The organism is Koromonas humicola, assembly GCF_059726255.1.
The window spans coordinates 2,432,565-2,458,011 of the sequence record NZ_AP040873.1; the positions used below are offsets into that span (position 1 = coordinate 2,432,565).

Annotated in this window: 20 protein-coding genes; 13 read left to right on the forward strand and 7 right to left on the reverse strand. The window is 56.1% G+C overall.

The window, feature by feature from the left end; translation table 11 throughout:
* The first annotated feature begins 45 nt into the window (after positions 1-45).
* Complete coding sequence (kdsA, locus tag AC6IZD_RS10565; protein WP_497783279.1) at positions 46-852, forward strand: 3-deoxy-8-phosphooctulonate synthase; 807 nt, start codon at positions 46-48, stop codon at positions 850-852.
* Positions 853-1,141: 289 nt separating this feature from the next.
* Here the strand turns inward: kdsA and AC6IZD_RS10570 are convergent, their stop codons facing one another.
* Positions 1,142-1,789: an acyloxyacyl hydrolase gene (locus AC6IZD_RS10570; protein ID WP_497783280.1), complete on the reverse strand. Its 648-nt coding sequence runs from the start codon at positions 1,787-1,789 to the stop codon at positions 1,142-1,144.
* Positions 1,790-1,890: 101 nt separating this feature from the next.
* Between AC6IZD_RS10570 and AC6IZD_RS10575 the strand changes: the two genes are divergently transcribed.
* On the forward strand, positions 1,891-2,877 hold the full coding sequence (locus tag AC6IZD_RS10575) for a KpsF/GutQ family sugar-phosphate isomerase (protein ID WP_497783282.1): 987 nt from the start codon (positions 1,891-1,893) through the stop codon (positions 2,875-2,877).
* A 173-nt stretch (positions 2,878-3,050) separates the two neighbouring features.
* Here AC6IZD_RS10575 and pstS read toward each other — a convergent pair whose 3' ends face one another.
* The 3 genes from pstS to AC6IZD_RS10590 all read right to left on the reverse strand — a co-directional run bounded on the left by pstS (position 3,051) and on the right by AC6IZD_RS10590 (position 5,093).
* Positions 3,051-4,136, reverse strand: coding sequence for a phosphate ABC transporter substrate-binding protein PstS (gene pstS / locus AC6IZD_RS10580; protein ID WP_497783284.1), 1,086 nt, complete (start codon positions 4,134-4,136; stop codon positions 3,051-3,053).
* A gap of 67 nt (positions 4,137-4,203) precedes the next feature.
* The gene (locus AC6IZD_RS10585) at positions 4,204-4,629 is read right to left on the reverse strand and encodes an MGMT family protein (protein ID WP_497783285.1); all 426 of its coding nucleotides are present in this window, start codon (positions 4,627-4,629) and stop codon (positions 4,204-4,206) included.
* Positions 4,626-5,093 (reverse strand): GNAT family N-acetyltransferase, encoded by a 468-nt coding sequence (locus tag AC6IZD_RS10590; protein WP_497783286.1) that lies wholly within the window; start codon positions 5,091-5,093, stop codon positions 4,626-4,628. The genes AC6IZD_RS10585 and AC6IZD_RS10590 overlap by 4 nt, the downstream gene beginning before the upstream one ends.
* Positions 5,094-5,328: 235 nt before the next feature.
* On the opposite strand from AC6IZD_RS10590, the gene AC6IZD_RS10595 reads away from it, so the two are divergent.
* Complete coding sequence (locus tag AC6IZD_RS10595; protein ID WP_497783287.1) at positions 5,329-7,017, forward strand: SulP family inorganic anion transporter; 1,689 nt, start codon at positions 5,329-5,331, stop codon at positions 7,015-7,017.
* 65 nt (positions 7,018-7,082) lie between these two features.
* Here AC6IZD_RS10595 and metK read toward each other — a convergent pair whose 3' ends face one another.
* On the reverse strand, positions 7,083-8,258 hold the full coding sequence (metK, locus tag AC6IZD_RS10600) for a methionine adenosyltransferase (RefSeq protein WP_497783288.1): 1,176 nt from the start codon (positions 8,256-8,258) through the stop codon (positions 7,083-7,085).
* Between the two features lie 334 nt (positions 8,259-8,592).
* On the opposite strand from metK, the gene AC6IZD_RS10605 reads away from it, so the two are divergent.
* From AC6IZD_RS10605 to AC6IZD_RS10620, 4 genes are all read left to right on the forward strand, one after another.
* The gene (locus AC6IZD_RS10605; protein ID WP_497783289.1) at positions 8,593-10,389 is read left to right on the forward strand and encodes a proline--tRNA ligase; all 1,797 of its coding nucleotides are present in this window, start codon (positions 8,593-8,595) and stop codon (positions 10,387-10,389) included.
* A gap of 10 nt (positions 10,390-10,399) precedes the next feature.
* Complete coding sequence (locus AC6IZD_RS10610; protein WP_497783290.1) at positions 10,400-10,747, forward strand: hypothetical protein; 348 nt, start codon at positions 10,400-10,402, stop codon at positions 10,745-10,747.
* Between the two features lie 171 nt (positions 10,748-10,918).
* Entirely contained in the window at positions 10,919-13,564 is a 2,646-nt protein-coding gene (locus AC6IZD_RS10615; protein ID WP_497783291.1) for a transglycosylase domain-containing protein, read from the forward strand.
* Positions 13,565-13,667: 103 nt separating this feature from the next.
* On the forward strand, positions 13,668-14,513 hold the full coding sequence (locus AC6IZD_RS10620) for a tetratricopeptide repeat protein (RefSeq protein ID WP_497783292.1): 846 nt from the start codon (positions 13,668-13,670) through the stop codon (positions 14,511-14,513).
* A gap of 4 nt (positions 14,514-14,517) precedes the next feature.
* On the opposite strand, the gene AC6IZD_RS10625 is transcribed toward AC6IZD_RS10620, so the two are convergent.
* A complete protein-coding gene (locus tag AC6IZD_RS10625; protein WP_497783293.1) occupies positions 14,518-15,210 on the reverse strand; it encodes an EcsC family protein in 693 nt (230 codons plus the stop codon).
* Between the two features lie 135 nt (positions 15,211-15,345).
* Here AC6IZD_RS10625 and AC6IZD_RS10630 point away from each other — a divergent pair, with 135 nt between their 5' ends.
* The 6 genes from AC6IZD_RS10630 (at position 15,346) to AC6IZD_RS10655 (ending at position 24,082) form a co-directional block, all read left to right on the forward strand.
* Positions 15,346-17,016 (forward strand): ribonuclease J, encoded by a 1,671-nt coding sequence (locus AC6IZD_RS10630; protein WP_497783294.1) that lies wholly within the window; start codon positions 15,346-15,348, stop codon positions 17,014-17,016.
* A gap of 200 nt (positions 17,017-17,216) precedes the next feature.
* The gene (locus AC6IZD_RS10635; protein WP_497783295.1) at positions 17,217-18,434 is read left to right on the forward strand and encodes an alpha/beta hydrolase; all 1,218 of its coding nucleotides are present in this window, start codon (positions 17,217-17,219) and stop codon (positions 18,432-18,434) included.
* A gap of 20 nt (positions 18,435-18,454) precedes the next feature.
* Positions 18,455-19,426: a threonine ammonia-lyase gene (locus AC6IZD_RS10640; protein WP_497783296.1), complete on the forward strand. Its 972-nt coding sequence runs from the start codon at positions 18,455-18,457 to the stop codon at positions 19,424-19,426.
* Entirely contained in the window at positions 19,423-20,418 is a 996-nt protein-coding gene (locus AC6IZD_RS10645) for a hypothetical protein (RefSeq protein ID WP_497783297.1), read from the forward strand. Before AC6IZD_RS10640 ends, AC6IZD_RS10645 begins: the two co-directional genes overlap by 4 nt.
* A gap of 56 nt (positions 20,419-20,474) precedes the next feature.
* Positions 20,475-21,341 carry an undecaprenyl-diphosphate phosphatase gene (locus AC6IZD_RS10650; protein WP_497783298.1) on the forward strand — a complete coding sequence of 289 codons (867 nt, stop codon included), beginning with the start codon at positions 20,475-20,477 and terminating at the stop codon, positions 21,339-21,341.
* A gap of 266 nt (positions 21,342-21,607) precedes the next feature.
* Entirely contained in the window at positions 21,608-24,082 is a 2,475-nt protein-coding gene (locus AC6IZD_RS10655) for a DNA translocase FtsK (protein ID WP_497783299.1), read from the forward strand.
* A 40-nt stretch (positions 24,083-24,122) separates the two neighbouring features.
* On the opposite strand, the gene AC6IZD_RS10660 is transcribed toward AC6IZD_RS10655, so the two are convergent.
* A complete protein-coding gene (locus AC6IZD_RS10660) occupies positions 24,123-25,439 on the reverse strand; it encodes a PQQ-dependent sugar dehydrogenase (RefSeq protein WP_497783300.1) in 1,317 nt (438 codons plus the stop codon).
* Between the last annotated feature and the right edge of the window lie 8 nt (positions 25,440-25,447).

Below are 25,447 nucleotides of genomic sequence, written 5' to 3' on the forward strand. Positions count from 1 at the left end.
ACTTTGATCACTTCGCGAAATCTCGCGAAACCTTATAATTTTCCTATGTCCTTCCCCGTACAGAACGTAACCATAGGCGGCCCAGATCTATTTCTCATCGCTGGCCCGTGCGTCATTGAAAGCGAGGAGCATGCTCTCCTCATGGCCACTTCCATTTCAATGATCTGCCGTGAGCTCAACGTGCCGTATATCTTCAAAGCAAGCTACGACAAAGCGAACCGCACATCCATCAGCAGCTTCCGTGGCCCCGGTCTCTCCGAAGGACTTCGCATTCTGCGCAAGGTCCGTGAACAAGTCGGCGTCCCCGTTCTCACCGATGTCCACGAAGCCTCACAGGCTTCCGCTGCGGGAGAAGTCGTCGATGTGTTGCAGATTCCGGCATTCCTCTGCCGTCAGACCGACCTTCTTGTCGCCGCCGCACACACTGGCCGCGCTGTAAATATCAAGAAGGGCCAGTTCGTCGCGCCGCAGGACATGCGCCACGCAGTCTCCAAAGTTCGCGAGAGCGGCAACGATCATGTCTCGCTCACCGAACGCGGAGCCAGCTTCGGCTATCACAACCTCGTCGTCGACATGCGTTCCTTGGCCATCATGCGCGAGTACGCTCCCGTCATTTTCGATGCGACTCACTCCGTCCAACTTCCCAGCCAGGGCGAGCAGTCCGGAGGACAGCCGCAGTTCATTCCCATCCTTAGCCGCGCCGCCGTCGCCGCTGGCATCGATGGCATTTTCATGGAAGTGCACGACGATCCCGCACAAGCAAAAAGCGACGGAGCCAATGCTCTGCCGCTGGCAAACCTCAAATCAACCTTGCAGCAACTCCTGGCCATCCGCAACGCCATCACAGTCTAGTTAGTTGGGTTGGTGTGCAACCTGTTCAAGATCACTGCAACCCCAAGCACCGCGGGTGCCCCATATACGCTCGCCTCTTTTGGCGAGCGCATGTGGGACCTAACAAAGATCGCGCGAAGCGCGCACCAAAGGTTCTTCTGTTGCCGTCGCTCTTGCCTTTGGCCTTGCCTTCGGTCTTGCTTCTGGTTTTGCCTTGAAGGTGTCATCCTGAGCGCAGCGAAGGACCCCTACCGACTCCCATTCATCTTTTGCCGCTCAAGGTCACCTACCACCAAACGCTCGGACCACATCACCTTCTCCCCTGCTTCCACCTCCACATCCACCCTGCATACACTTCATGGTTATCAATCCCCGGATTCAGAGGCGCAGTCTCATTATTCGAAATGTGGTGATAGTTCCACCCGACCAACAACGACGACCTCTTACCGCTAAACACCTGCACTCCGGCCCCGAAGTTGAACGTAAAATTGAATTGCGAAGAGTTCGGCACCGGTTCCTGCCGCGAGAAGTACAGGAATCCACCATGTGCATCGATGAACGGCTGAACCATTCTCCGATTGCGGAAGTTCAACTGCATTCCCAATGGAGTGAACCCGCCCGCATAGACCGTCGCACCCGGACGGGAATAGAGAAGCTTGTGCTGTGAATCGAAGTAGTATTCGGTTGGCTCATTCAGCAAAGTGACCGGCTCAACTTCCGATACCCACTTCACAGCCAACTGCCGCCACGTCACGAACGTCACCGCATATTGCCCATTCAGTTCAAACCAGCTTCGGTCATTCACCTTGCCGATGCCGATTGTTGAATTCGGCGAGTACCCAGCCCAGACACCGATTTCCTGCGTGCCTCGCCTCAACGTAACGCTCTCGTTCGTTTGCGCGGCCATGGACAACGATAGGCCGGCGACTACGGTCAAAACCCGAAGCCAATCTCTCATTCCCACATGGTACGATAACCAGCAGTAAACTCCTGTGCGTCGCAGTCGAAAGTCAACCGCGTTCCGGTTGCAGCGTCTCGGTGCACACTTTTTCGTAAATCATGGAAACCGCAGAAAAGGTCGTTCGCATTGAAGCCGAGGCTCTGGGCCGCCTCGCCGATCGTATTGCTGGCCCCATGGCCGTTGACTTCACGCGTGCCGTTGAACTCATTCTCTGTTGTGCCGGTCGCGTCGTTGTTACCGGTATGGGCAAGAGCGGACTCATCGGACGCAAACTCGCCGCTACGTTCGCTTCGACCGGGACACCGGCTCTCTACCTGCATCCCGCCGAAGCACTCCACGGCGATCTTGGCATGGTGATGCGTGGCGACCTCGTGCTCGCGCTCTCCGCTTCAGGCGAAACCACTGAGATTCTCGAACTCCTTCCGACCATTAAGCGACTCGGAGTTCCCCTCATCAGCTTCACCTGCGACTGCCTGCACCCGACTAACGGCCATCCAGCATCAACGCTCGCCCAGGCTGCCGACGTTGCACTCGATTGCTCCATCAACAAAGAAGCCTGCTCTCTCGGACTCGCGCCCACCGCTTCGACCACGACCATGCTTGCACTCGGCGACGCACTGGCCGTTGCTCTCAGTGAGCGCCGCGGCTTCCGTGCCGAAGATTTCGCCAACCTGCACCCCGGCGGCAAGCTTGGCAAGCGTCTCGCACGCGTCTCCCAACTCATGCATACCGGAGATGCCATCCCGCGCGTCTCGCCATCGACACCGATGATCGAAGTCATCTACGAAATGTCGCGCAAGGGTCTGGGCGTGACCGCCGTGACCGACAACGACGCCCTCGTCGGTATCGTCAGCGATGGTGATCTCCGCCGCCTCCTCGAAAGGCGCGGCAAAGACGTGCTCGACCTAACAGCCTCGCAGTGCATGACTGCGAATCCCCGCACGATCCAGGCAGGAGCTTTCGCTGCTCAGGCTCTCGACATCATGGAGCAGAAGAAGATCACTTCTCTCATGGTCGTCTCCGAAGGCAATCGCCTCGAAGGCGTCGTCCACCTCCATGACCTGTGGGGAGTCGAACTCGTTTAGCTTCGCGACAACTTCCTTTCGAACGAAATATGCGGGCTCCTGGATTAACTCATCATCCACCAGGAGCCCGCACATATTTACCTATCAGTTACGCCAGCGCGCTGAAATCTAAACCATTCACCACTTCAATAACTTCTGCGACATCGAGCGATTAACCAATTGGTGAATGCCCTCTACTGCAAAGGCTTTCCGCCCGCCGTCATCTGATCGAGCAATTTCTGGTCTTGCGCAATCAGTGCAGGCGGAAGAGGAGCATAGTGCAATGCACTCGCCTGCTTCTGTCCGTCCGTGACCACATACTTGATGAAGCGCTTCACAACCTCTCTTTTCGCAAGGTCTGGCCCATCCGTCGTTATCATCAGGAATGTCAGTCCCGTAATCGGATAAGCGTCTGGCGCGCTGGCCGGAGGATTCACGATCGGCACCCGGACATCAGCCGCAATCTTATCCGCATACGCAGCGATAGCTGCCGAAGCACTCTCCGCGCTCGGCGCAACGAACTTCCCTGCCGCGTTCTGCACTTCAGCGACCGGCAGATTGTTGCCAAGCGCATACGTCAGTTCAACGTACCCAATCGCGCCCGGCGATTGCTTCACGATTCCCGTTACCCCCTCGCTGCCTTTGCCACCAAGCCCAACGGGCCATTGCACGTTCGTCCCTTTGCCAACCTTCTGCTGCCAATCGGGACTGATCGCCGAAAGATAAGTCGTGAAGATGTTGGTTGTTCCGCTGCCTTCCGTACGATGCGCCACCACGATCGGGGTATTCGGCAAAGCCGCGCCAGCATTGGCTTTCACGATCTCAGGATCTTGCCAAGTCTTGATCGTGCCAAGGAAGATTCCCGCCAGCGCCTTCGAGGTCAAGCGCAGAGGCTTGGCGATGCCAGGGAGGTTATACGTTATACAAACTGGTCCCGCACTTTCAGGAATCTGCAGCATAGGAGCAGTTCCTTTCAGCGCCTCATCGTCCAGCGCGGCATCACTCGCGCCAAAATCAACAAGGCCTTTCTTCAACTGCTGAATGCCGCCGCCCGAACCAATCGACTGATAGTTGATCTGCACTCCATTGCTCTGCTGCTGAAAACCCTCGATCCACTTGCTCATGATCGGATAAACAAAGGTGGAACCGGCGCCAATGATCTGATTTGGATTACTGCTCTTGTTCGCAACCACGGCGCTCGAGCCAGACTTCGAATTGCAGGCTAGGCCAACCATTAGCGCCAGCGTCGCGAAAACCAACATCCATTTGCCATTCTTCATAGGTGCCTTTCTGTTGCGGAACTCCTCCGCATCAGCAGCAGTATATGAATGACGTATGAACAGAATGTTAAAACGAGCGTCGTTGTTTCTTTTTGGAGCGTGTTTCTGAGCGGGTGCTTTTCGCCTTGATTCTGTTAGAGGTGTTCCTTTCGGCGAAGAAAGTATGGTGATGAACAGCCATGTCGACCTTCAGTCCAAGAAACCTTACGCCCTCAGCCTGCAGGTGCATTCTCTGCTCGAATCCATGTTCACCGGTCAGAAGAATCTTTCCACCAGCACCGACTATGCGATGCCATGGCACTCCGGCGGCTGAAGCGTGCAATGCCCAGGCGGCTTGTCGTGCCGCACCAGGATAGCCCGCAGCGTACGCGATGTCGCCGTATGTCGCCACTTTGCCACGCGGAACTTTACTGACCTGCCGCAGCATGTCTCGAAACATGCTGGTCTTCTCAGCACGCGGCTTTTCGCTTTCTGAAGTTGCCTTCGTCTTCATTTCGCGATGTTCCGCATGACGGGCTTCTTCGGCGATCGGCGCGCGACTTCCCGAAACCCGGCTCGTTCGAACGTCGGCATCACACCTGTCCAGACAAATGCAGGCGGCAGTTTCTCTTTCAACTCCTGCGGATACCCCTCGACTATCTTCGCGCCGCGAGAGCGCGCAAACTCCACTGCCGCTTTCAGAACTTCGACTGACAGTCCTTTGCCGCGAGCTTTCTTTTCGATGAAGAAACACGTGATTGACCAGACCTTCTGATCATCAACCGGAGCCCATACTTTTGAAGCACCAAGCCGTATGAACTCTTCCCGAGGCGCAACCGCACACCAGGCAATGGCGCTGCCATTCTCATACAGCAGCACTCCGGGTTCATGTCCAGCATCCACGAGTGCGCGCATTGCTTTCTTATTGCCTTCACCCTCGTTCTGTTTGAACTCCGATCGCGAAAGACGCCAGGTCATACACCAGCATCCGCCACATGCACCGCGAGGACCGAACAGCGTCTCGAAATCATTCCAAGTCTCGGGAGTTAAAGGCTTCCAGTTCTTCGCGGCATTCGTCATCGAGTAAGGATACTAGCTCGGCAGCTAAGCGAAAAGCACGTCATCATGCTGCAAAGCTGAGACGATCTGAGTAGCTCTTTAGGAAGTTGTCCCGAGGGCGAACGCTCCTGAAAGCAAGCTACAATGAAAGTACATGGAATTATCGAAGTTGCAGCTGAAACAATTTCTCCCAAAATCAATTCTCTGCTTCAAAGACTACTCCGCTAAAATCTTCGCTGCGGATCTCGCGGCAGGGGTCACCGTTGGACTTGTTGCATTGCCGCTCGCCATGGCGTTCGCGATTGCATCAGGTCTGACTCCACAGGCCGGGATTTACTGCGCGGTCGTCACCGGATTCCTGATCTCGGCGCTCGGCGGCTCGAAGATGCAGATCGGCGGACCCACCGGCGCATTCGTCGTCGTAATCGCAGGCATTCTCGCCAAGCATGGTGTTCACGGGCTCTTTCTTTGCACCATGATGGCCGGAGTGATCTTGGTTGTGATGGGCGTTACTGGATTGGGGAAAGCAGTACAGTTCATTCCACGTCCGGTAGTAATGGGCTTCACAAACGGCATCGCCGTATTGATAGCCAGCACACAGATTCGCGATTTCTTCGGGTTGAAACTCGAGCACAATCCTGGCGAATTCTTTGCCCGCATGAAAGAGCTGCTCGAACACGCGAACACGATCTCGCTGCCTGCCACGGCGCTCGGCATTGCGTCGCTGGCTGTCATTCTGATCACGCCGCGCATTACGAAACGAGTACCTGGCTACATTGTTGCGATGGTGGCGGGAACGGCGGCCGCGACTCTGCTGCATCTCAACGTCGAGACAATCGGGACGCGCTTTGGCGGAATTCCCAAAGGGCTTCCGCAAATTCAGGTTCCGGAATTTCACGTCAGCCTGATTCTGCCGCTGATTTCTTCAGCGATGACGATTGCAATGCTTGGCGCAATTGAATCTCTGATGTCGGCAGTGGTTGCCGATAACATGAGCGGCGACAAGCACAATCCGAACGTGGAGCTCGTCGCGCAAGGTGTTGCGAATATTGTTTCTCCGATATTCGGAGGTCTTCCGGCGACAGGAGCCATCGCACGAACGGCAACAAACATTCGCTCCGGCGCGAAGACGCCGATGGCGGGCATAATCCACGCGGTAACGTTGCTGGCAGTGCTGCTGTTCGCCGCGCCACTGGCCCGTTTCATACCGATGGCGATCCTCGCGTCGATCCTCTTCGTCGTGAGTTACAACATGGGCCAATGGGCAGAAACGTTGCGCTTATTACGCGTGAACAAAGCGGCAGTCGCTGTGTGGCTTGTGACGTTTGCGCTCACCGTGATCGCTGATTTGACCACAGCCGTTGAATTCGGAATGATCCTTGCTGCGCTGACATTCATTCGCAATGTCGCCGACACCACGTCTGTATCGCCTGTGACGAAGGATTACATTCTCACTGGACGTCCGCATGTTCTGCACGATAAGCACATCCCCGAGTACGTTGAGGTCTTTTCGGTTCAGGGAGCGTTGCTGTTCGGAGCGGCTCAGAAGCTAGAGATTATTCTTCATCGCCTTCAGCACTTGCCACCGATTGTCATACTGCGATTGCGAGGTATGAGCGCGCTGGACTCGACTGGGCTTGGAGCGATTGAGGACATCGCAAACCGCTTGCGAAATAGCGGTCGTCACCTTCTGCTCTGCGGAGCAAAAGAACAGCCATCGCGACTGATTCACCAGGCTTCATTCATCGAGCGAATCGGTGCGGACAACGTTTGCAACAACATCCAGCAAGCTTTGGATCGGGCCGAGGTGATTATGCAACAGCAGACCGCGCAGCAAGCATAGACTCAGCAAGAGAAATGAAAAAGGGCATCGCAGCAGCGATGCCCTAAGTTTTTTCTCCAACCGAACTACTTAGCGGCTACAGTCTTCGCAGCCTTGGCGGCTTCGCGAAGAGCGTCAGCCTTGTCCGTCTTCTCCCACGTGAAGTCCGCGTCATTGCGGCCAAAGTGGCCGTAGGCTGCGGTCTTCTGGAAGATCGGGCGGCGCAGGTTAAGCGATTCGATGATCCCCTTCGGTGTCAACTGGAAGTTCTTGCGAACCAGATCGCTCAGGACATCGCGGTCGAACTTGCCGGTGCCGAAGGTTTCAACCAACACGCTTACAGGCTCGGCAACGCCGATAGCGTAAGCAAGCTGAACTTCAGCGCGGTCTGCCAATCCGGCAGCGACGATGTTCTTGGCGATGTAGCGCGCCATGTAGGCTGCGGAACGATCAACCTTGGTCGCGTCCTTGCCGCTGAATGCGCCGCCACCGTGACGGCCCATGCCGCCGTAGGTGTCAACAATGATCTTGCGGCCAGTCAAACCGGTGTCGCCCATCGGTCCGCCAACTACGAAGCGGCCAGTTGGGTTGATGTGGTACTTGGTGTTTTCATCCAGAAGGTCAGCTGGTACGGTTGCCTGGATGACGTGCTTGAGAATGTCAGCGCGGAGTTGCTCGGTGGTCACGGAGTCAGCGTGCTGGGTCGAGATGACCACAGCATCGACGCGTAGCGGCTTGCCGCTTTCGTCGTACTCAACAGTGACCTGACTTTTTCCGTCCGGACGCAGATAAGCAAGCTTTCCGCTCTTGCGAACTTCGGTCAGCTTGAGAACCAGCTTATGGGCCAGAGAGATTGGGGTCGGCATCAGTTCGGGCGTTTCGTTGGTTGCATAACCAAACATCATGCCCTGGTCGCCGGCGCCGCCGGTATCAACGCCCATTGCGATATCGCCGCTCTGCTTGTTGATGCTGGAGATGACGGCACAGGTGTTGGAGTCAAATCCATACAGAGCGTTGTTGTATCCGATGGAGCTGACTACGCCGCGCACCAATTGCTGGAAATCAACATAAGCTTTGGTAGTGATTTCGCCAGCAATCACGACGAGGCCGGTACAGGTGAGGGTCTCGCACGCCACGCGACTGTAAGGATCCTGCTCCAGACAGGCGTCGAGGATTGCATCGGAAATCTGGTCTGCGATTTTGTCGGGATGCCCCTCGGTCACCGACTCAGACGTGAAAAGAAACCGGTTATTGGACGACAAGGTAAAGCCTCCTAGAACTAAGCCCGTTTGCGTCTCGGACAGGAGAGGGTGCCGCAAGCCGAGATCTGGGCTGTAGCTTCGGAAAGAGTTTACAGTGCGGAAGTCTCGTAAAACAATGCGGCATAAGCCCGAAGGTGAAATCCGGAGTTAAACGGCAAGATCAGCGCGGCGAGTGGAACAGCAGCTTGCGAACTGTTTTGCTCCATGCACACGAGGCTGTTTTGCCCTGCGGTTTGGGGGAATCAAAGCTTGCGTTTGCAGGTAAAGCGCTGACGCGAGCGGAGTAGCTTGTTACAATCAGCTTTCACAATCCAATAATGGGAATTCTCTAAAAATGCAACGCTGGTCCAAGCTGTTCATTCCGACACTCCGTGAGGCTCCCGCCGACGCGGAAGTTGCCAGCCACAAGTTCCTGGTTCGCGCGGGATACATCCGCCAACTGTCGGCCGGGATCTACTCCTATCTATTTCTTGCTCAACGAACCGTTCTGAAGATCACGAACATCGTGCGTGAGGAGATGGACACGATCGGGCAGGAACTCTACCTGCCTGCGCTGAACCCGCGCGAGGTTTGGGAGGCGAGTGGCCGCTGGGAAGTGATGGGCGACAACATGTTCCGCCTAAAGGACCGCAAAGGCGCCGACCTGTGCCTCGGCATGACGCACGAAGAGGTCATGACCGACATTGCGCGCAAGGAACTACGCAGCTACAAGCAGCTGCCGCAGATTTGGTACCAGATTCAGACGAAGTTCCGCGACGAGCCTCGCCCAAAGAGCGGACTGTTGCGAGTACGCCAGTTCACGATGAAAGACTCGTACTCGTTTGACATTGACCGTGCGGGACTGGACAAGAGCTTTGATCTGCACGATGCCGTGTATCGCCGGATCTTCAAGCGCTGCGGGTTGGAGTTTGTCGCCGTCGAAGCGGATTCGGGTTCGATGGGCGGATCGCAATCGCAGGAATTCATGGTCTACACCGATGCAGGCGAGGACCTCGTGGCCTCGTGCGCGAAATGCGGGTATGCGGCAAACCTTGAAAAGGCTACGTCCAAGCTCGAAGCTGTCGAAGACCTTGCACCGAATGCCAGCGGAGCACGTGAGAAAGTTCACACGCCTGGAACAAAGACCATCGATGAGGTGGCCACGTTCCTAAAGACTCCGGTCAACAACAATATGAAGTCGCTGGCGTTTGTAGCGACCGACGGCACTTCGGCGAATGGCGCACCGGTGTACCGTCCTCTGCTCGTCCTGATGCGCGGCAACGACCAGATGAACGAAGCGAAGCTCTCCAGCGCTATCGGTGGACGCGAATTCCGCCCCATGCAGGAAGAAGAAATCGTGAAGTATTTCGGTTCCCCTGCCGGGTATCTTGGTCCGGTCGGACTGAAGCAGGTCCGAGTTCTAGGGAACGATGGCACCTCAAATTACGTCGGCGAGGCAGACCACTTCATTGTCCTGATGGACGAGGCGCTACGCGGACGTAGGAATCTTGTCGGCGGTGCAAATGAGGTAGATCATCATTTCACCGGACTGAACGTGGGTACGGACTTTGAGGTGACCCGCTACGCCGATCTTCGCAATGTAGTCGAAGGCGAGGGTTGCCCCCGCTGCGGAGAACCTCTGAAACTGGGCAAAACGGTCGAGATCGGACACATTTTCAAGCTCGGGTACAAGTACTCGGAGTCGATGGGAGCGAAGGTTCTCGACAAGGACGGCAAGGAAGTGATGCCAATCATGGGCTGCTATGGCATTGGTATCGAGCGAATCCTGACGTCCTGCATCGAGCAGAACCATGATGACAATGGATTCTGGCTGGCGCCATCTATTGCGCCATTCACGGTGGTAGTGGTTCCGACTAACGTGAAGGACGCTACCCTAGTCGAGGCGGCGGAAAAGATTGCGGCCGAACTGGAGGCAGCAGGATACGATGTCCTGCTAGACGATCGGGACGAAAGACCGGGAGTGAAGTTCAAGGACGCCGATCTTGTAGGCATTCCGTATCGTATCAACATTGGCAAGACGCTGGCGCAGGGCAAAGTTGAAGTTTTCGAGCGCGCAACAACTCAGAAGAGCGAGGTTGAGGTTTCGGAAGCCGTAAAGCATCTGCTTGGCTTGTACAATCCGCGGGCTTAGGAGAGTTCCCTTGAAAGAGTGGAAGTCGATTTTCGGTCTGCTTTTACTCGTGGTGGGTGGTTTTGTGTTTTACAAGCTGTTCCCCGTGTACTGGGACGACTATCGTCTCGGCCGTGTCATGGATGAACAGTCAATCAACTTCACCTATAACCCCAAGAGTGATTCGGATATAGCGATGTCTATCGCACAGAAGGCACAGGACTTCGACATTCCACTCGCGCCCGAACAGGTAAAAGTTGAGCGCAGCGGTTCAGAGCTGATGATCTCTACGAGCTACACCGTTCACGTCGATCTTCCGGTCTATCCGCTTGATCTCCACTTCAACACCGCTAGCAAAAACAAGAATGTAATGAGATAGTTTCCAACTAGTAAACAGATGGGCCGGGATCGTGAGTCCCGGCCTTTTTGTTTCGCGATTGCTAAACCCTTGTCGTACTTGAGTCCGTCGCTTGGTAAGTGAGTTTTTATCTGATTGAATGGAAGTCTCTAGAGCCGGTGTTATGCAGAGCCGCTTTCTTGCGCCACTCCGGTGTCTTACAATGAAAAGTACATCGCTGTGGCCATCAAAGTAAAAATTCCGACCTCCTCGTCCACTGGCACGCGCGGTCCGATTCTTCGCGCCGTTGTCGCCGCTGCAATTTTCATCGCGCTCTGCGTCTTCGGAGTCTTTGCTTTTTATTACGTGAGATATGACCGCATCATCTCGAAGCGGATGAGCGGGCAGATCTTTTCGAACTCAGCAAAGATCTATGCGCGGCCGGTGGCTGTGCATCCGGGCGATAAATTCACGTCCTCGCAGATTGCAACGACGCTGCGCCGGGCCGGATACGTCGATGCGGATACTGGATCAGATGGACCACTAGGCACCTTCCGCGTGATCAGTGGCGGAATCGAAGTTCGCCCGGGACCGCAGTCCTACCATTCGACGGATGGGGCGAAGATCGTGATCGGTTCTGACGGTCGCGTGGATCGCATTGTCGGCGTGGGAAGCAATTCAGGAGCTTCACTGGATTCGTATGAGCTTGAACCTGAGCTGCTGACCGCACTCTTCCAAGGCCAAGACCGCACAAAACGCCAAATTCTGCGCTATAACGACATTCCCAAGGTGATGGTGGACGCAGTTCTGGCAATCGAGGATCGCAAGTTCTTCGAGCACAGCGGAATTAATTGGGTCAGTCTGATGGGATCGTTTATCACCGACGTGCGTGGTGCCGGACGACGACGCGGCGGTTCAACGATCACTATGCAGGTGTCGCGCGGCTTCTTTCTGACCCAGGAAAAGACGTTCAAACGCAAAGCCACAGAAATGCTGATCGCCATTGAACTGGAGCAGAAGTTCAATAAGCAACAGATCTTCGAACTCTACGCGAATCAGGAGTACATGGGGCAGCGTGGGTCGTTCTCGATCACTGGCTTTGGCGAGGCTGCCCGTTCATATTTCGGCAAGGACATCAAGGAGATCACGCTGCCCGAGGCGGCGCTACTGGCTGGCTTGATCCAGTCCCCGAACAATCTTTGGAATCCCTACAAACGCCCCGAGAAAGCTCTCGAACGTAGAAACATCGTGCTGGATTCGATGGTCGAAACCGGAGCCATCACGCGCGAGGAATGCGAGAAGGCCAAGGCTACGCCGCTGAAGCTCGCGCCGCCTAATGTCGAAGCCAGTGACGCTCCGTATTTTGTGGACATGGTGAAGGACAACCTGGCCAGCAAATACTCGGAATCGGATCTGAACGAGAACGCTTACCGCATCTACACCACCATCGATCCTGACTTGCAGCACGCTGCCGCCGAAGCTGTCGCGGAGGGCATCAAGCTGGTGGACGATCAGGTTGCGAAACAGCGCACGCACCGCACAAAAATCGGCAAGGGTAAGGATGCAACTGTCCAAGAAACGAAGGTTTCCGGCCCTGTTCCTCAGGTAGCGCTGGTTGCGCTGGACCCACACACGGGTGAAGTACTGGCCCTGGTTGGTGGGCGGAACTATGGCTTTAGCCAGTTGAATCACGCAATTGCAAAGCGCCCAACAGGCTCGATTTTCAAGCCATTCGTGTATGCAGCAGCCATGAATTCTGCGCTGACGGCGCAGGGTAGTGATCCGGTCTACACGCCAGCTTCCCTGCTGGATGATTCGCCGACTACGTTCGAGTTCGATGGCAAGGTGTACGATCCTCGCAACTACAAGAACGAGTACCACGGTCAGGTGACCGCTCGTTACGCTCTGCAGATGTCGCTGAACAATGCGACGGTCAGGCTGGCTGAAATGACCGGCTATGACAGAGTGGCGGAGTTGGCCAGAAACGCGGGTATTGCCAGTGTCAAGGCGACTCCTGCAGCCGCGCTCGGTGCGTACGATGCGAGCCCGGTCGAGATGGCCGGAGCATACACGGTTCTGGCAAATAGTGGTGTGCGCCTGGATCCCTTGATGATCCACTCGGTCCGCACTGCCAAGGGCGACGTAGTAGAAGACTTCCACAACGGCACCCGCCCCGTGCTCGATCCTCGTATCGCCTACGTCGTGACCAACATGATGCAGAACGTGATCGATCATGGCACGGGCTTCACGGTGAGGGCTCGTGGATTCACAGCTCCTGCCGCGGGCAAAACAGGTACGTCTCACGATGCATGGTTTGCCGGTTACACCAGCAACCTACTTTGCATTGTGTGGGTGGGCTATGACGATTACAGCGATCTGAAGCTCTCGGGCGGCACAACCGCAGGCCCAATCTGGGCAGAGTTTATGAAGCGTGCGGTTCGCTTGCCGCAGTACAGCAACACGAAAGATTTCACGCCCCCATCTGGCGTCATCACCGTGAGCCTAGACAAGGCGACGAACATGCTAGCAACCGCAAGCTGTCCCGACGCCTACAACTCCGCATTTGTCGAAGGTTCTGAACCGAAGGACACCTGTGATCACGCAGATCAGAGAAACATCTTCCAGAAGATATTTGGCGGTGCTCCGACTCCTCCGCCTCCGGTGAATCAGCCTGGACACGTCATTCCACCAAACGCGCAGCGACAAGTATCAGGAGCACCGGGGGCGGCGCAACCGCAGCCGCCTGCTCCCGGCCAACCGGCTCAGGAAGAGAAGAAAAAGGGATTCTGGGGCAAGTTGGGTGGAATCTTTGGCGGCGGTGACGACAAGAACAAAGACAAAGATTCGGATAGAAAATAAAGCGAAAAATGGGAACAATCTGAGAGCCGTATAGGTCTAACATCTCAAGCGCGAAAGTATCGCCCTGTGACGGTAACTTAAGGGTAGCTTGGGGGGGTAGGATATGGCTTTGGGTTCGCTTAAGGTCGCCAGTCTTTTGTTCGTTGCTGCAGTTTACATGGATGCCGCAATCGGCCAGCAGTCGGCCACACAACCGGCCATTCCTTCTGACCCGCAGTTGGGCGCTGTTGTCAGTCCTCTGGTTTTAGATCCCCCTCCGCCGACTCCAGCGGAGATGCGCGAGATGAGCGCCGATCGGCTGAACGCCGAAGGCGACCGGATGCGAACAGCCAAGAACTTTCTGGCAGCGATCGACTGCTATCGCGCGGCGATCAAAAAGCAGGCCAGCGCCGAGTACTACAACAAGATTGCCATTTCCGAATTGCAGTTGCGGCATCCATCAGAAGCAGAGAAGGCCGCAAAAAAGGCTCTCCGCAAAAACAAGCAGATGGCCGAAGCCTGGAATAATCTGGCAGTAAGCTACTACATGCGTCATAAGCTTGAGAACGCGATCCGAACTTATCAACGCGCAATTGCTTTGCAGCCCGATAATCCTTCATTTCACAACAACGTCGCTGCGGCTCTAATGGACGACAAGCAGTTTGAGCGTGGGATGGCCGAATATCGTAAAGCATTTGAACTCGACCCGTCGTTCTTTGAACACGCCTCAAGAAATGGCATCAGCGCGCATATGAGTTCGCCTCAGGATCGCGCCCGGTTTTCGTTCGTGATGGCCAGGCTATTTGCGGCGAGCGGAGACCTCGATCGAGCGCTGCACTACCTGCGCAGCGCAATGGAAGATGGGTATCCGAAGATCGACGAGGTCTACAAGGAAAAGGAATTTGCTCAAGTGGTGAAAGATGAGCGATTCCAAGCCTTGATGAAGGATCGCCCAGTCGCCATTCGCTGAAAGCTTATCCTCCCAAACCGGATGCGGGAAGGAGAATGGTCTGGTTGGCACGGCGTGAACGCTCTTCGAGATGCCGCTGGCGGAAGTGCGCCAGCGCGCGATTTCCCCACGCCTTTACGAAGTAGTAGTTGAGCACAGCGCCAACCGCCGAACTGACAACAGGCACTGCACGCGCCACGATCTTTTCCGAAAACTCGACACTGAATCGCGCCGCCATACGCCCGATCACCCGCTGAACAAAGCTCTTGAGGACTGTCCGCTCCAGCAGATCCTTGCTCATATCCACTCCTGCCGCAGTGGCCGCCGCTATCCAGAGCTCCGCAACTTCCTCGTCGGTGTTGTATTGGAATCCGTAGATCAGGCTTAGTTTCTGAACTGTTCGCATCGTAATCGCAGACAGAATACCCAAATCAGGCACGATCGTCAGGAAGCCACCGAATCCGAGACCAGCGCCCTCAGCCCCGGCCATTTTCATGGCCCCGCGCACGGTCTGTGCAGCGATGGAATCAAGTTCTGCCACCGGGACGGAGAACAATCCCTCGTAACTTGCGACTGGCACGGCATGCTCGGTCCGAAGCTGCATCAGGTACTCGTCCGGATCTACACGCACGCCCTTGTACGCCCGGGTCAGCGCGGACCTGAGCGCCCATTCGAGGCGCCTCGTAATCCAGGAATTGTTCTCTACTGCTTCATTCATGAGGGCACCAGTGTATTCGGATGCGAAAACCGCGAAAAGGTGGTTTCTTATGCAAGCTTGCGATGATTGCAATTGCGGGAATCTGCAGGTCGCTGAGCGTGAGCTGTCGTCGTGTATGTGCTAGCATCAAAGGTCATGCCAGTTGGAAAGCTACATATAGTGCCACTGGGTGGTCTTGGCGAGTTCGGAATGAACTGCATGGCCATTCGCTGGAACGATGACATCATCATCATTGATGCCGGGATGATGTTCCCTGAGGGCGAACTACTTGGAGTGGACATCGTCGTCCCCGCACTCACCTACCTCACGGAAAATCGAGATAAAGTTCGGGGCGTACTGCTCACACATGGACATGAAGACCATATAGGCGGAGTTCCCTGGCTTATTTCAGAAATGAACGTGCCTATCTATGGCACGGAATTCACTCTGGCATATGTGGAAGACAAACTGGAAGAGCATGGGTTGCTCGCGAGCGCGGAATTGCACGAGATGCTGCCCGGCAAACGCTTCCAGATTGGCCCATTCACGATTCATCCCATACAGGTCACGCACTCGGTAGTTGATTCGGTATCGCTCGCGATACACACGCCACTAGGCGTCATCATTCACACTGGCGACTTCAAAATCGACCCCACGCCCACGGACAACAAGATGTTTGACTTGCACTCGTTTGCCGAATATGGCAAAGAGGGCGTACTCGCGCTATTGCAGGACTCGACTAACGTGGAGCGGGCGGGCTATACGCCGAGTGAGCGGGCAGTCAGACCAAAATTTGAAGAGATCTTCGTGCAGACGAAGAAGAAGCTGTTCGTTTCGTGCTTCTCGTCCTCTATCCACCGGATCAAAATGGCGACCGAAATGGCTCACCAATTCCGGCGCAAGATCGCGCTGGTGGGCCGTAGTCTGACGGAGTCCACTGAGATCGCACAGGACCTTGGCTACATCAATCTCCCACAGTCGGCGTTCATCACTCCCGGGCAGATTCGGGATTTTCCGCCCGAACAGGTGATGGTGATGATCAGCGGCACGCAGGGAGAACCGATGAGCGCATTGTCACGGGCTGCGGTGGACAATCATCGGCACGCGAAAATCGATCCCGGCGACACGGTGGTACTGAGTTCGAGAGTCATTCCAGGCAACGAAAAAGGCATATACCGGGTGATCGATCACCTGTTCCGCCGGGACGCAAACGTCATTTACGACGACGGCTCCAAGCCTCCGGTACACGTGAGCGGACATGGCAGCCAGGAAGAGTTGAAGCTGCTGATCAATCTGGTGCGCCCACAGTACTTCATTCCAATTCACGGTGAATATCGCCAGTTGAAGCGCCATGCTGAAATGGCAGCCGGGATGAAGGGCGCTGTAGGTCAGGTCATCATGATCGAGACGGGCGACATTCTGGAATTTGACGAGATCGGCGCGCGGCGAGTCGGCGAAGCTCCCGTGGGTCGTGTCTGCATTGATTCGGGATCCAACTCAGACATTGTCGAAGACCTCATCATTCGCGACCGCAAGCACCTGAGTGAAGACGGTTTCGTGATGCCGATTCTGGCAATCAATAAGTTGACCGGAAAGCTGGAAGGTATCCCCGAGATCGTCATGCGCGGTTTTGCGGGAGCGCCGGACGACAATGGATTCCTGAGTGAGGCGAAGGGTACGGTGCTTCGCACCTTCGAGCAGTCAACAAAGGAAGAAGTCGCCGACTATGGGCTGATCAAAGAAAAGATCCGCGTTGATTTGAAGCGTTATATCAACCGGAATACATCTCGGCGGCCGCTCATCATACCGGTGATAGTCGAGATCTAGGGTTGAAGTATTCGGCGTTAGGTAATGTAAGTACCTGACTGAAGGTGTGCCAAGTCTGGTACGCCTTTTTGTTTGCCTGCAATTTCTGCGATGCGCATGAGATTTCCTGGCATCAGACCTAAGGTTCGTTGCCCGCGAGCTGAGCAAAAACTTACGGGCGGGCCTTCCCTTGTACACGCAAACCAGAGTACAACGATTGTATGTCTTCAGCTGCAACCCCGGCGTTAGCACCAGCGGCGCAACCCGCTCCGCCGCCGGTACGACACACTCCCGTAGTCCGGCCAATTCGCCGGATGTTTGTTGTGCTTTCGTTCTTTCCGGTCCTAATTCTTGCGCTGGCGCCGACTACTTATAAACATGTGCGCGCGGCATCCGTACTGATGGTGATTGCCGACATGCCGCAGTCGGCGATGACCAGATTCGATTCGAATCCGATCAGGGAAGAAGAGATCACGTTTCCCTCGACCACGACGGCGCGGGCGAGAATCTATCACCCAGTCGGAATCACGCATCCCAGCCCCGTCGTGGTCGTCCCCGGTGTGCATCATCTGGGTATGAATGAACCGAGATTGGAGCGATTCGCTCGGGCGCTTGCGTCCCATGGCTACCTGGTATTGACGCCCCAGGTGGATGACCTCGCGGATTACAACATTACGAAGGATTCCTCGGTGGTTATCGGCGATGCAGTGCATGAACTGGCGCGCAGAAGCGGCGCCCCGAAAGTGGCTCTTCTTGGTTTGAGCTTCGCCGGTGGAATGTCGCTGATTGCCGCGAGCGATGACAAAGTGCAACCGCAGCTTTCGGGCGTGATTGCCATTGGCGCTCATGACGATTTGAATCGCGTCTTGCAGTTTTTCGAAACCGATCAGACAGTCGCTCCTGACGGAACCGTTCTGAAGATGAAGGCGCACGAGTATGGGTCGCTGGTAACGGCCTATTCTCATGCTTCCGCATATTTTGCTCCCGAGGATGTTCCGCAGGCACGCCAGACGCTTCGAACCCTGCTTTGGGAGAAGGTTCCGGAGGCTCACGCCGAGGCTACTAAGTTAAGCCCGCGTGGCCGCGAGCGTATGTCACTGCTTTTCGAACACAATACAAAGTCGCTGACGGAAGATACGCAACGCACACTGGCTAGTGTGCAACCGGAGTTGCAGGCGGCGTCACCGCATTATTATCTCTGGAAAATCCATGTACCCGTAATGCTGCTACACGGTTCGGCTGACAACGTTGTGCCTCCTACGGAAACCCTATGGCTGCAGCGAGACCTGCCGAAAGGCGTATTGAAGTCTGCGCTGATTTCCCCTGCTATCGGCCATGTGGAAGTTGGCGGCGCCACCACCATGGACAAACTTCGGCTGATACATTGGATGAAGCAAATGCTGGACCTCGTGGATACATCCACGGCGCAGCATAACTAGTCCCGCAAGATGACTCACGCATGATTACACTCGCAGATTTGAAGCAGGCGCAGGCACGGTTGGAAGGCGTGGTTGTACATACACCTTTGGTTCGCTACTTTGGCCCAACCGCATCTGGCACGGACGAGCAGCTTTACTTCAAGCCGGAGTGCCTTCAGCCCATCGGCAGTTTCAAGCTGCGCGGCGCATACAATAAGATTGCCTCGCTGAGCGCGGAGGAGCGCGCGCGGGGCGTTATCACGTATTCGTCGGGAAACCATGCACAAGGAGTTGCCTATGCGGCGCGGGCACTCGGTACAAAAGCCGTGATCGTGATGCCGCGCACTTCTCCGAAGGTGAAGATCGACGCTACGGCTGCGCTTGGGGCCGAGATTGTAATGGTTGGCCCCGGCAGCAATGAACGTCGCGAGAAGGCCCTGCAACTCGCAACCGAGCACGGCTATGTCGTCATTCCCCCCTACGACGATCAGAAGATCATCGCGGGACAAGGTGCGGCAGGTTTGGAAATTCTGGAGGACCTGCCCGATGTTGAACTAGTACTTGTACCCATTGGGGGCGGAGGTCTTTCGAGCGGCGTGGCTTCGGCATTGAAACTTGGCGGAAGCCGGGCGAAGGTCATTGGAGTGGAACCCGCGCTCGCCAACGACGCTCAGCAAAGCCTGCGCGAAGGGCACATTGTGACAATTCCCGCCGAACAGGCTGCGAGCACCATTGCTGATGGATTGCGCACCCAGAGCATCGGCACAGCAAACTTCGAGCATCTCACAAAGTACCTTGATGGAGTTGTAACCGTAAGCGAAGACGAGATTACGGCGGCCATGCGGCAGGTCATCACCAATGCGCATTTGATGGCCGAACCCAGCGGGGCAGTCACGATGGCGGCATGGATGTTCCACCGCGGCGAACTGCCTGAAAGCTGCAAAACGGTTGCCATTATCAGCGGCGGAAACGCCGATCCGAAGCAGATAGCGGAGGTCCTAAAGAGTCGATGATTGCGAAGGCGCACTTGAATGCTGCCACGACCGCGGTTTGGCGTACTTTCTCGATGTGCCTGCTCCTGGGCGCGTTGGCAATCGGCGCTTCAGCGGCCACGGAACGCGGAACGATCATTCGCCAGGCAGTAATTTATGTGGCTCCGGACGTAACCAGCGCCAAGCTTGCGACGGCAGACCGGGGACGTGAGGCAGTTGTGCTGGAACGAACAAAGGGCTGGGTGCATGTGATCGCGACCCTCATGGATGCCCCGTACAATCCTGATCCGGAGGCGACAGGCGAGCGCAACGTGACCGGGTGGATCCTGGAGAAAGGCTACATCAGCGACCAGACTCCAAAGGGCGACGAGATCCTGTTCGGAGAGGCCGCAGCGTGCGAAGATGAGGCAAGTAGCGCGCATTCACGGAAGGGTGCGGCAGCGGACGCCAAACGTCTTTACTACCGTGTTTATGACATCTTCCCCAAGTCGCCGCTCGCGGGCGAAGCCTTGTATCGCGCAGCCGACATTCAATGGCAGCTCGACCGGGAAGACATGCAGACGCGACCTTCATACAAAGCGATGAGCCCAAATGACCGGATGCCAATTGACGAACAGGCAATGCGGCTTGTGCAGAAGAAGTTCCCGGGAACGAAATGGGCTGATATGGCCGCTTTCGAAATGCTTGAGAACAAGATGTGCGGAGATTGGGCGGGAGCTTCCAAGTGTCCAGAGAAAGAGGCCGAGATCTACGAAAAGTACGCCAATGATCATCCGAACTCGCCTAAAGCCGCCGAAGCCTATTACAACGCGGCAGAGCGGTGGGCCGCAGTGATGGTGATTTACGCTGGCGAAGGACAATCGAAAAAGGTTCCCGAGGCGCAACGCCGTGCCGTGGCTGTGGCGCAGAAGGCTTTGGCGAAGAACGCTAGCCCGGAATGGAATGCGCGCGCCGAACGGTTGCTGTATATGGCGCAAAACGAAGTTCCGGTTTACGGTTCGGCCGTCGAGTAATTGCTAGTAGAGCGTTCACCATCCCACACGTGAGCTGTTAGACTCGAAGCACAGTCATGCACAACTACGTCCTTGCCCTCGTCCTTGGAATTGTTGAGGGGTTGACCGAATTCCTTCCGGTCAGTTCCACAGCTCATCTTCGTATCTGCCAGTCGCTGTTTGGAATAGCCCTCGACGACGGATACTGGAAGATGTTCGCCATCGTCATTCAGCTTGGCGCGATTTTGACTCTGCCTATCTACTTCCGATCGCGCATCACGAAGTTCCTGTCGACGTTTCCTGATGGCGAGCGGGGCGACCGCACCGTGCTAACGCATCCACTGACGCTCGTGCTGATCGCGTTTGTATGCACTGCGGCTCCGGCATTCCTGCTAACGAAGATCATCGGCAAGCACCTCGAAAGCTTGGTGATCATGGGCGCTTCCCTGCTATTGGGCGGCGTGATTATGTGGGTAGTCGATGCGCTGTACTCACGTGGAGCGCTGGCGCACAACACCGATCACGTTGAGGAAATGTCGCTGGGGCAGGCTGTTTGGATCGGCCTCTGCCAAACGCTGTCTGCCATCTTCCCCGGGACGTCGCGCTCAATGTCTACGATCGCCGCAGGTCAACTTGCTTCGATGTCGCGCGCATCGGCTCTTGAGTTTTCGTTTTTCTTGTCGATCCCGACAATGGTGGTCGCCACGGGTTATGACCTGCTCAAGAGTGTGAGACCGCATCATGGAGAACCGGCTGTGATCGGGCATCTGACGATGAACTCGAGCAACTGGATTACTCTGGCAATCGGGTTCGTGGTCAGCTTTATCGTGGCGTACGGAGTCGTCGCTTGGTTCATGAACTGGGTACGTACGCGCGGGTTTGCTCCGTTTGCGGCGTATCGAATCGTGGTTGGATGTGCTGTCCTCTGGTGGGCGTTGAAGTAAAAGATTTATCGCGAGAATCACCCGACGTCCATCATCGACTTCAACCCGATTCGATGATGGACATCTCCCGCCCAAATCAACGTGGCAACAGACATAAGGACACGTCCTGCCGGGAATCCTTCTCATAACCAACCTGAGCTGATTCAGATTCGTTTTCCCCTCCGATTGCGTCATAATGATCTAGCTCTGGCGTTGATCGGACGGATTCCGGCGCAGTACTTGCGCGCTCGGGTTGGTGTGTCCGGTCGCTGTCCTGCACGCCACTTATGATGGTTCTCTCCCGATTGTTTGTTCCCACTCAGAGCAAGAGGCTCAATGAGCTGATCGGCATCGTATTGCTTGCAATTGCGGTACTGATGACGCTGGCGCTCGTGTCGTACTCTCCGCTGGACCGTTCGCTGAACACGGCGACCAATCCCCCGGTTGGCCGTCCGGCTCACAACTGGATCGGTCTTGTAGGAGCGTATTCTGCCGATCTTGTGCTTCAGTCGCTTGGCTTGATCGCTTTCCTCGTTCCAGTGATGCTGGTGTTCCTCGCCGTGCGCTGGATGCGTTCCCGGACAGTGGAGAACCCGCTGGTAACGGCACTTGGGGCCGTTTCGCTTCTAGCTTTCCTGAGCGCACTGTTGGCCTTGCTACCTTGGCCGTTGCGCTGGATGCATGCCGTCCCGATAGAGGGACTCCTGGGCCGGTTATTGGGCGATCTGCTCGTCCATTACCTGAACTACGCTGGGGCGTACATCGTCGCATTCACCGCGATTGCCGTGGCGTTGTATTTGGCAACTGCTTTCTCGCTGAGCAGCCTTCGTCTGTGGATGCAGACGCGGTTGACGTTCTTCTACGCGCTTCGCGACCGGTACAAGGAATGGCAGGAGCGGAGAACCAAGGCACATGAACTGAAGCTGCTGGAAAAGAAGCAGCGCATGCGCGAAAAGCAGGAGAAAGCAGCAGAGGCCGCCAAGGTCCGTGCTACAGCCCGGCAAAGCACAAGAGAGTCGGAATCTCCGATCATGTCAGCACCTCTGCAGGCGCAGCCAGCGGAGCAAACAGCGACCGAGGATACGGCAGTTACCGAGCGTGACGTGGAACCCAGCTACCGGCCACCACGGCGCGGCGAACGCGGGCCCTCCGGAATCGAGCGCATGGATGGCGACGACTTCGCGGAGAACACGACGCCGTTGTCGGGAGAACCGATCGATTCCATCTCGTTTGGTACGCGAGCCGATGCTGGGCGCGCACAGACGCGTACGACGTTGCCCAAGCAGCAGGGCTCATGGAAACTGCCTTCGAGCACCCTACTCAAGCGTCCCGAGGCACGCGAAGCCTATGACGAACAGGAACTTAAAGAACTCGCGCTTACGCTAACGCAGAAATGCCAAGAATTTGGCGTCCTCGGATCGGTGGTACAGATCAATCCGGGCCCGGTGGTGACAACATTCGAGTTCAAGCCGGAAGCGGGCATCAAGTACAGCCGGATCGTGGGATTGCAGGACGATCTCTGCCTTGCAATGCGCGCAGAAAGCATCCTGATCGAGCGCGTGGCCGGGAAATCGACCGTCGGCATCCAGGTTCCGAACGAAAAGCGCGAGACTATCTGGCTACGTGAAGTCGTCGAGAGTCCGGATTTCAGCGTCTCCAAGTCGCGGCTTACCATCGCTCTTGGTAAAGACATCAACGGGCGCCTGATGACTACCGAAATGAACTCGATGCCACATCTGCTGATCGCCGGTTCGACCGGTAGCGGCAAGTCGGTGGCAATCAACGCGTTTATCATGTCGCTGCTCTACAAGAGCACACCCGACCAAGTGCGCCTCATCCTGGTCGATCCGAAGCGAGTCGAACTGACGAATTACGACGGCGTGCCGCATCTGTACACGCCGATCATTAGCGAACCCAAGCAGGCGAGTAACGCTCTGCGCAACGCTGTTCGCGAGATGGAGCGCCGCCTGAAACTGCTCGCTCAGAAGGGCGTGCGCAACATCGACCAGTACAACAAGCTGTTTGAGGACGGCTACACGCCTTCGCTCTTCGAGGACGGCACGGAAGAGAAACCGCTTCCCTACATCGTGATCATCGTCGACGAGTTGGCCGACCTTATGATGGTGGACGGGGCCAACGTCGAGGAATCGATCACGCGTTTGGCCCAGATGGCACGAGCCATCGGCATTCACCTGGTATTGGCGACGCAACGTCCTTCGGTCGATGTGATCACGGGCCTAATTAAAGCGAACTTCCCTGCCCGTATGTCGTTCCGAGTGGCAACGAAGATCGATTCCCGCACGATCCTCGACGCGAATGGTGCGGAGTCATTGCTCGGGCGTGGCGACATGCTTTACTTGCCAAGTGGATCGTCTCGCGTACTTCGCGTACATGCCCCGTTCGTGACAGAGACAGAAATTGCAGCGACGGTGGAGTTCTGGAAAGCGCAGGCTCCGGCGCAGTACGAGCACGGCTTCCTGGCCGCGCCGAAAGAGGAAGGCAACAGCGTGATGGACGAGGCCGGACTCGAAGCTGACGCGGATGACAACGATCCGCTGTATAACGATGCCGTGCGCCTGGTATTTGAATTCGGCAAGGCATCGACTTCCCTGCTGCAGCGCAGACTTCGCGTCGGTTATGGGAGGGCCGCTCACCTGATCGACTTGATGGAACGCGATGGAATCGTCGGACCGGCTGATGGACCTAAGCCGAGAGAGATTCTGAAACCACCAGATTGGCTTTCAGAGCTTGAGCAGAATTGATTCCAGGCGCGGATGAACTCCGCGCCTGATTTATTTCACCTTACTTGCTCACGCGCCACACGACATTCCCGCCGTCATCACTAACCAGAAGGCTGCCATCCGCGGCGACAGCAACTCCTACCGGCCTTCCCCAAACTTTCCCTTCCGGCGTTACGAATCCAGTTAGAAAGTCCTCATAGGTACCGTCAGCGCGTGTGCCTCCATGCATTGGAACGCGGATAACTTCGTATCCGGTGCGAGTGCCGCGATTCCACGAGCCATGCTCCGCAGCGAAGATATCCCCACGGTACTGCTGGAACATCTTGCCGTCGTAGAAGACCATTTCGAGCGAGGCGTTGTGCGGCTGCACGAGTACGTCGGGAGTGATCACTTTCTGTTTCAACTCAGGATGCGCGCCCTTGTGTCGCGGGTCCTGCACTCCGCCCATGTACCACCACGGCCACCCATAGAATCCATTGGGCTCCACGTGGGTGATGTAGTCAGGAACCAGGTTGTCTCCGAGTTCGTCACGCTCGTTGACTGACGTCCAGAGTTCACCGTTAGTGGGATGAACAGCGATTCCGACCGCGTTGCGAATTCCCGAGGCAAACACCTTCTGCCCACTACCATCGGGATTGAATTGCAGAATGTCGGCTCGATTCTTCTCGGCTGGATGAGTATCGGAATCGTCGTCATTGGAGTGCGATCCGACGGAAACATACATCGTCTTTCCTTCAGGAGAAAACGCGATGTCGCGAGTCCAGTGCCCTCCACCTCGCAGACGACCGCCTCCGGGAAGATCGCAGATCTTCTCGGAGGGACCGCGCGCCTTGAGGTCGCCATTGCGATATGGAAACCGCACAACAGAATCAGTATTGGCAACGTAAACGTATTGTGGATTCTGTCCCGGAGGATAGAAAGCTATTCCGAAGGGCTGCGTCAATCCGCTGGCGAATACTTCCACCTGCTTCGCGCTGCCTTTCTCATCAATTCCCCGGAGGGCCTTGACGTTCCCAGAATAGCTTTCCGCCAAGAACACGTCCCCGTTTGGCGCCGTGCGCAGCAGCCTCGGATTCTTAAGTCCCGTGGCATAAATCTGAACAGAGAATCCTTCCGGAGCTTTGGGCCATGCGTTGGCAGGACGAGGAATCACCGAGGAAGGCGTGTCAGCAGAGTCGGTGGCATAAGGCTTAGGCAGGTCCTGAACTGTGATGTGATGCACTCGCCCCGGTGATTGCGATCGAAAGTCTGTAAATGGGGAAGACGCTTCTGCAACCGCATCCCGATTGCGCGTGCGGTGATAGACGATAAACGATGAGAACAGAAGCAATGAGAGGGTGAACAGCCAGACATAGCGCGGCGAAGTACGCGATCTCATGGCCTTTT

Excerpts from the sequence above, each read along its gene's own strand:
- kdsA (WP_497783279.1), top strand. The coding sequence starts at position 46 with ATGTCCTTCCCCGTACAGAACGTAACCATAGGCGGCCCAGATCTATTT.
- AC6IZD_RS10570 (WP_497783280.1), bottom strand. The coding sequence starts at position 1,789 with ATGAGAGATTGGCTTCGGGTTTTGACCGTAGTCGCCGGCCTATCGTTG.
- AC6IZD_RS10575 (WP_497783282.1), top strand. The coding sequence starts at position 1,891 with ATGGAAACCGCAGAAAAGGTCGTTCGCATTGAAGCCGAGGCTCTGGGC.
- pstS (WP_497783284.1), bottom strand. The coding sequence starts at position 4,136 with ATGAAGAATGGCAAATGGATGTTGGTTTTCGCGACGCTGGCGCTAATG.
- AC6IZD_RS10585 (WP_497783285.1), bottom strand. The coding sequence starts at position 4,629 with ATGAAGACGAAGGCAACTTCAGAAAGCGAAAAGCCGCGTGCTGAGAAG.
- AC6IZD_RS10590 (WP_497783286.1), bottom strand. The coding sequence starts at position 5,093 with ATGACCTGGCGTCTTTCGCGATCGGAGTTCAAACAGAACGAGGGTGAA.
- AC6IZD_RS10595 (WP_497783287.1), top strand. The coding sequence starts at position 5,329 with ATGGAATTATCGAAGTTGCAGCTGAAACAATTTCTCCCAAAATCAATT.
- AC6IZD_RS10605 (WP_497783289.1), top strand. The coding sequence starts at position 8,593 with ATGCAACGCTGGTCCAAGCTGTTCATTCCGACACTCCGTGAGGCTCCC.
- AC6IZD_RS10620 (WP_497783292.1), top strand. The coding sequence starts at position 13,668 with ATGGCTTTGGGTTCGCTTAAGGTCGCCAGTCTTTTGTTCGTTGCTGCA.
- AC6IZD_RS10625 (WP_497783293.1), bottom strand. The coding sequence starts at position 15,210 with ATGAATGAAGCAGTAGAGAACAATTCCTGGATTACGAGGCGCCTCGAA.
- AC6IZD_RS10630 (WP_497783294.1), top strand. The coding sequence starts at position 15,346 with ATGCCAGTTGGAAAGCTACATATAGTGCCACTGGGTGGTCTTGGCGAG.
- AC6IZD_RS10635 (WP_497783295.1), top strand. The coding sequence starts at position 17,217 with ATGTCTTCAGCTGCAACCCCGGCGTTAGCACCAGCGGCGCAACCCGCT.
- AC6IZD_RS10640 (WP_497783296.1), top strand. The coding sequence starts at position 18,455 with ATGATTACACTCGCAGATTTGAAGCAGGCGCAGGCACGGTTGGAAGGC.
- AC6IZD_RS10645 (WP_497783297.1), top strand. The coding sequence starts at position 19,423 with ATGATTGCGAAGGCGCACTTGAATGCTGCCACGACCGCGGTTTGGCGT.
- AC6IZD_RS10650 (WP_497783298.1), top strand. The coding sequence starts at position 20,475 with ATGCACAACTACGTCCTTGCCCTCGTCCTTGGAATTGTTGAGGGGTTG.
- AC6IZD_RS10655 (WP_497783299.1), top strand. The coding sequence starts at position 21,608 with ATGATGGTTCTCTCCCGATTGTTTGTTCCCACTCAGAGCAAGAGGCTC.
- AC6IZD_RS10660 (WP_497783300.1), bottom strand. The coding sequence starts at position 25,439 with ATGAGATCGCGTACTTCGCCGCGCTATGTCTGGCTGTTCACCCTCTCA.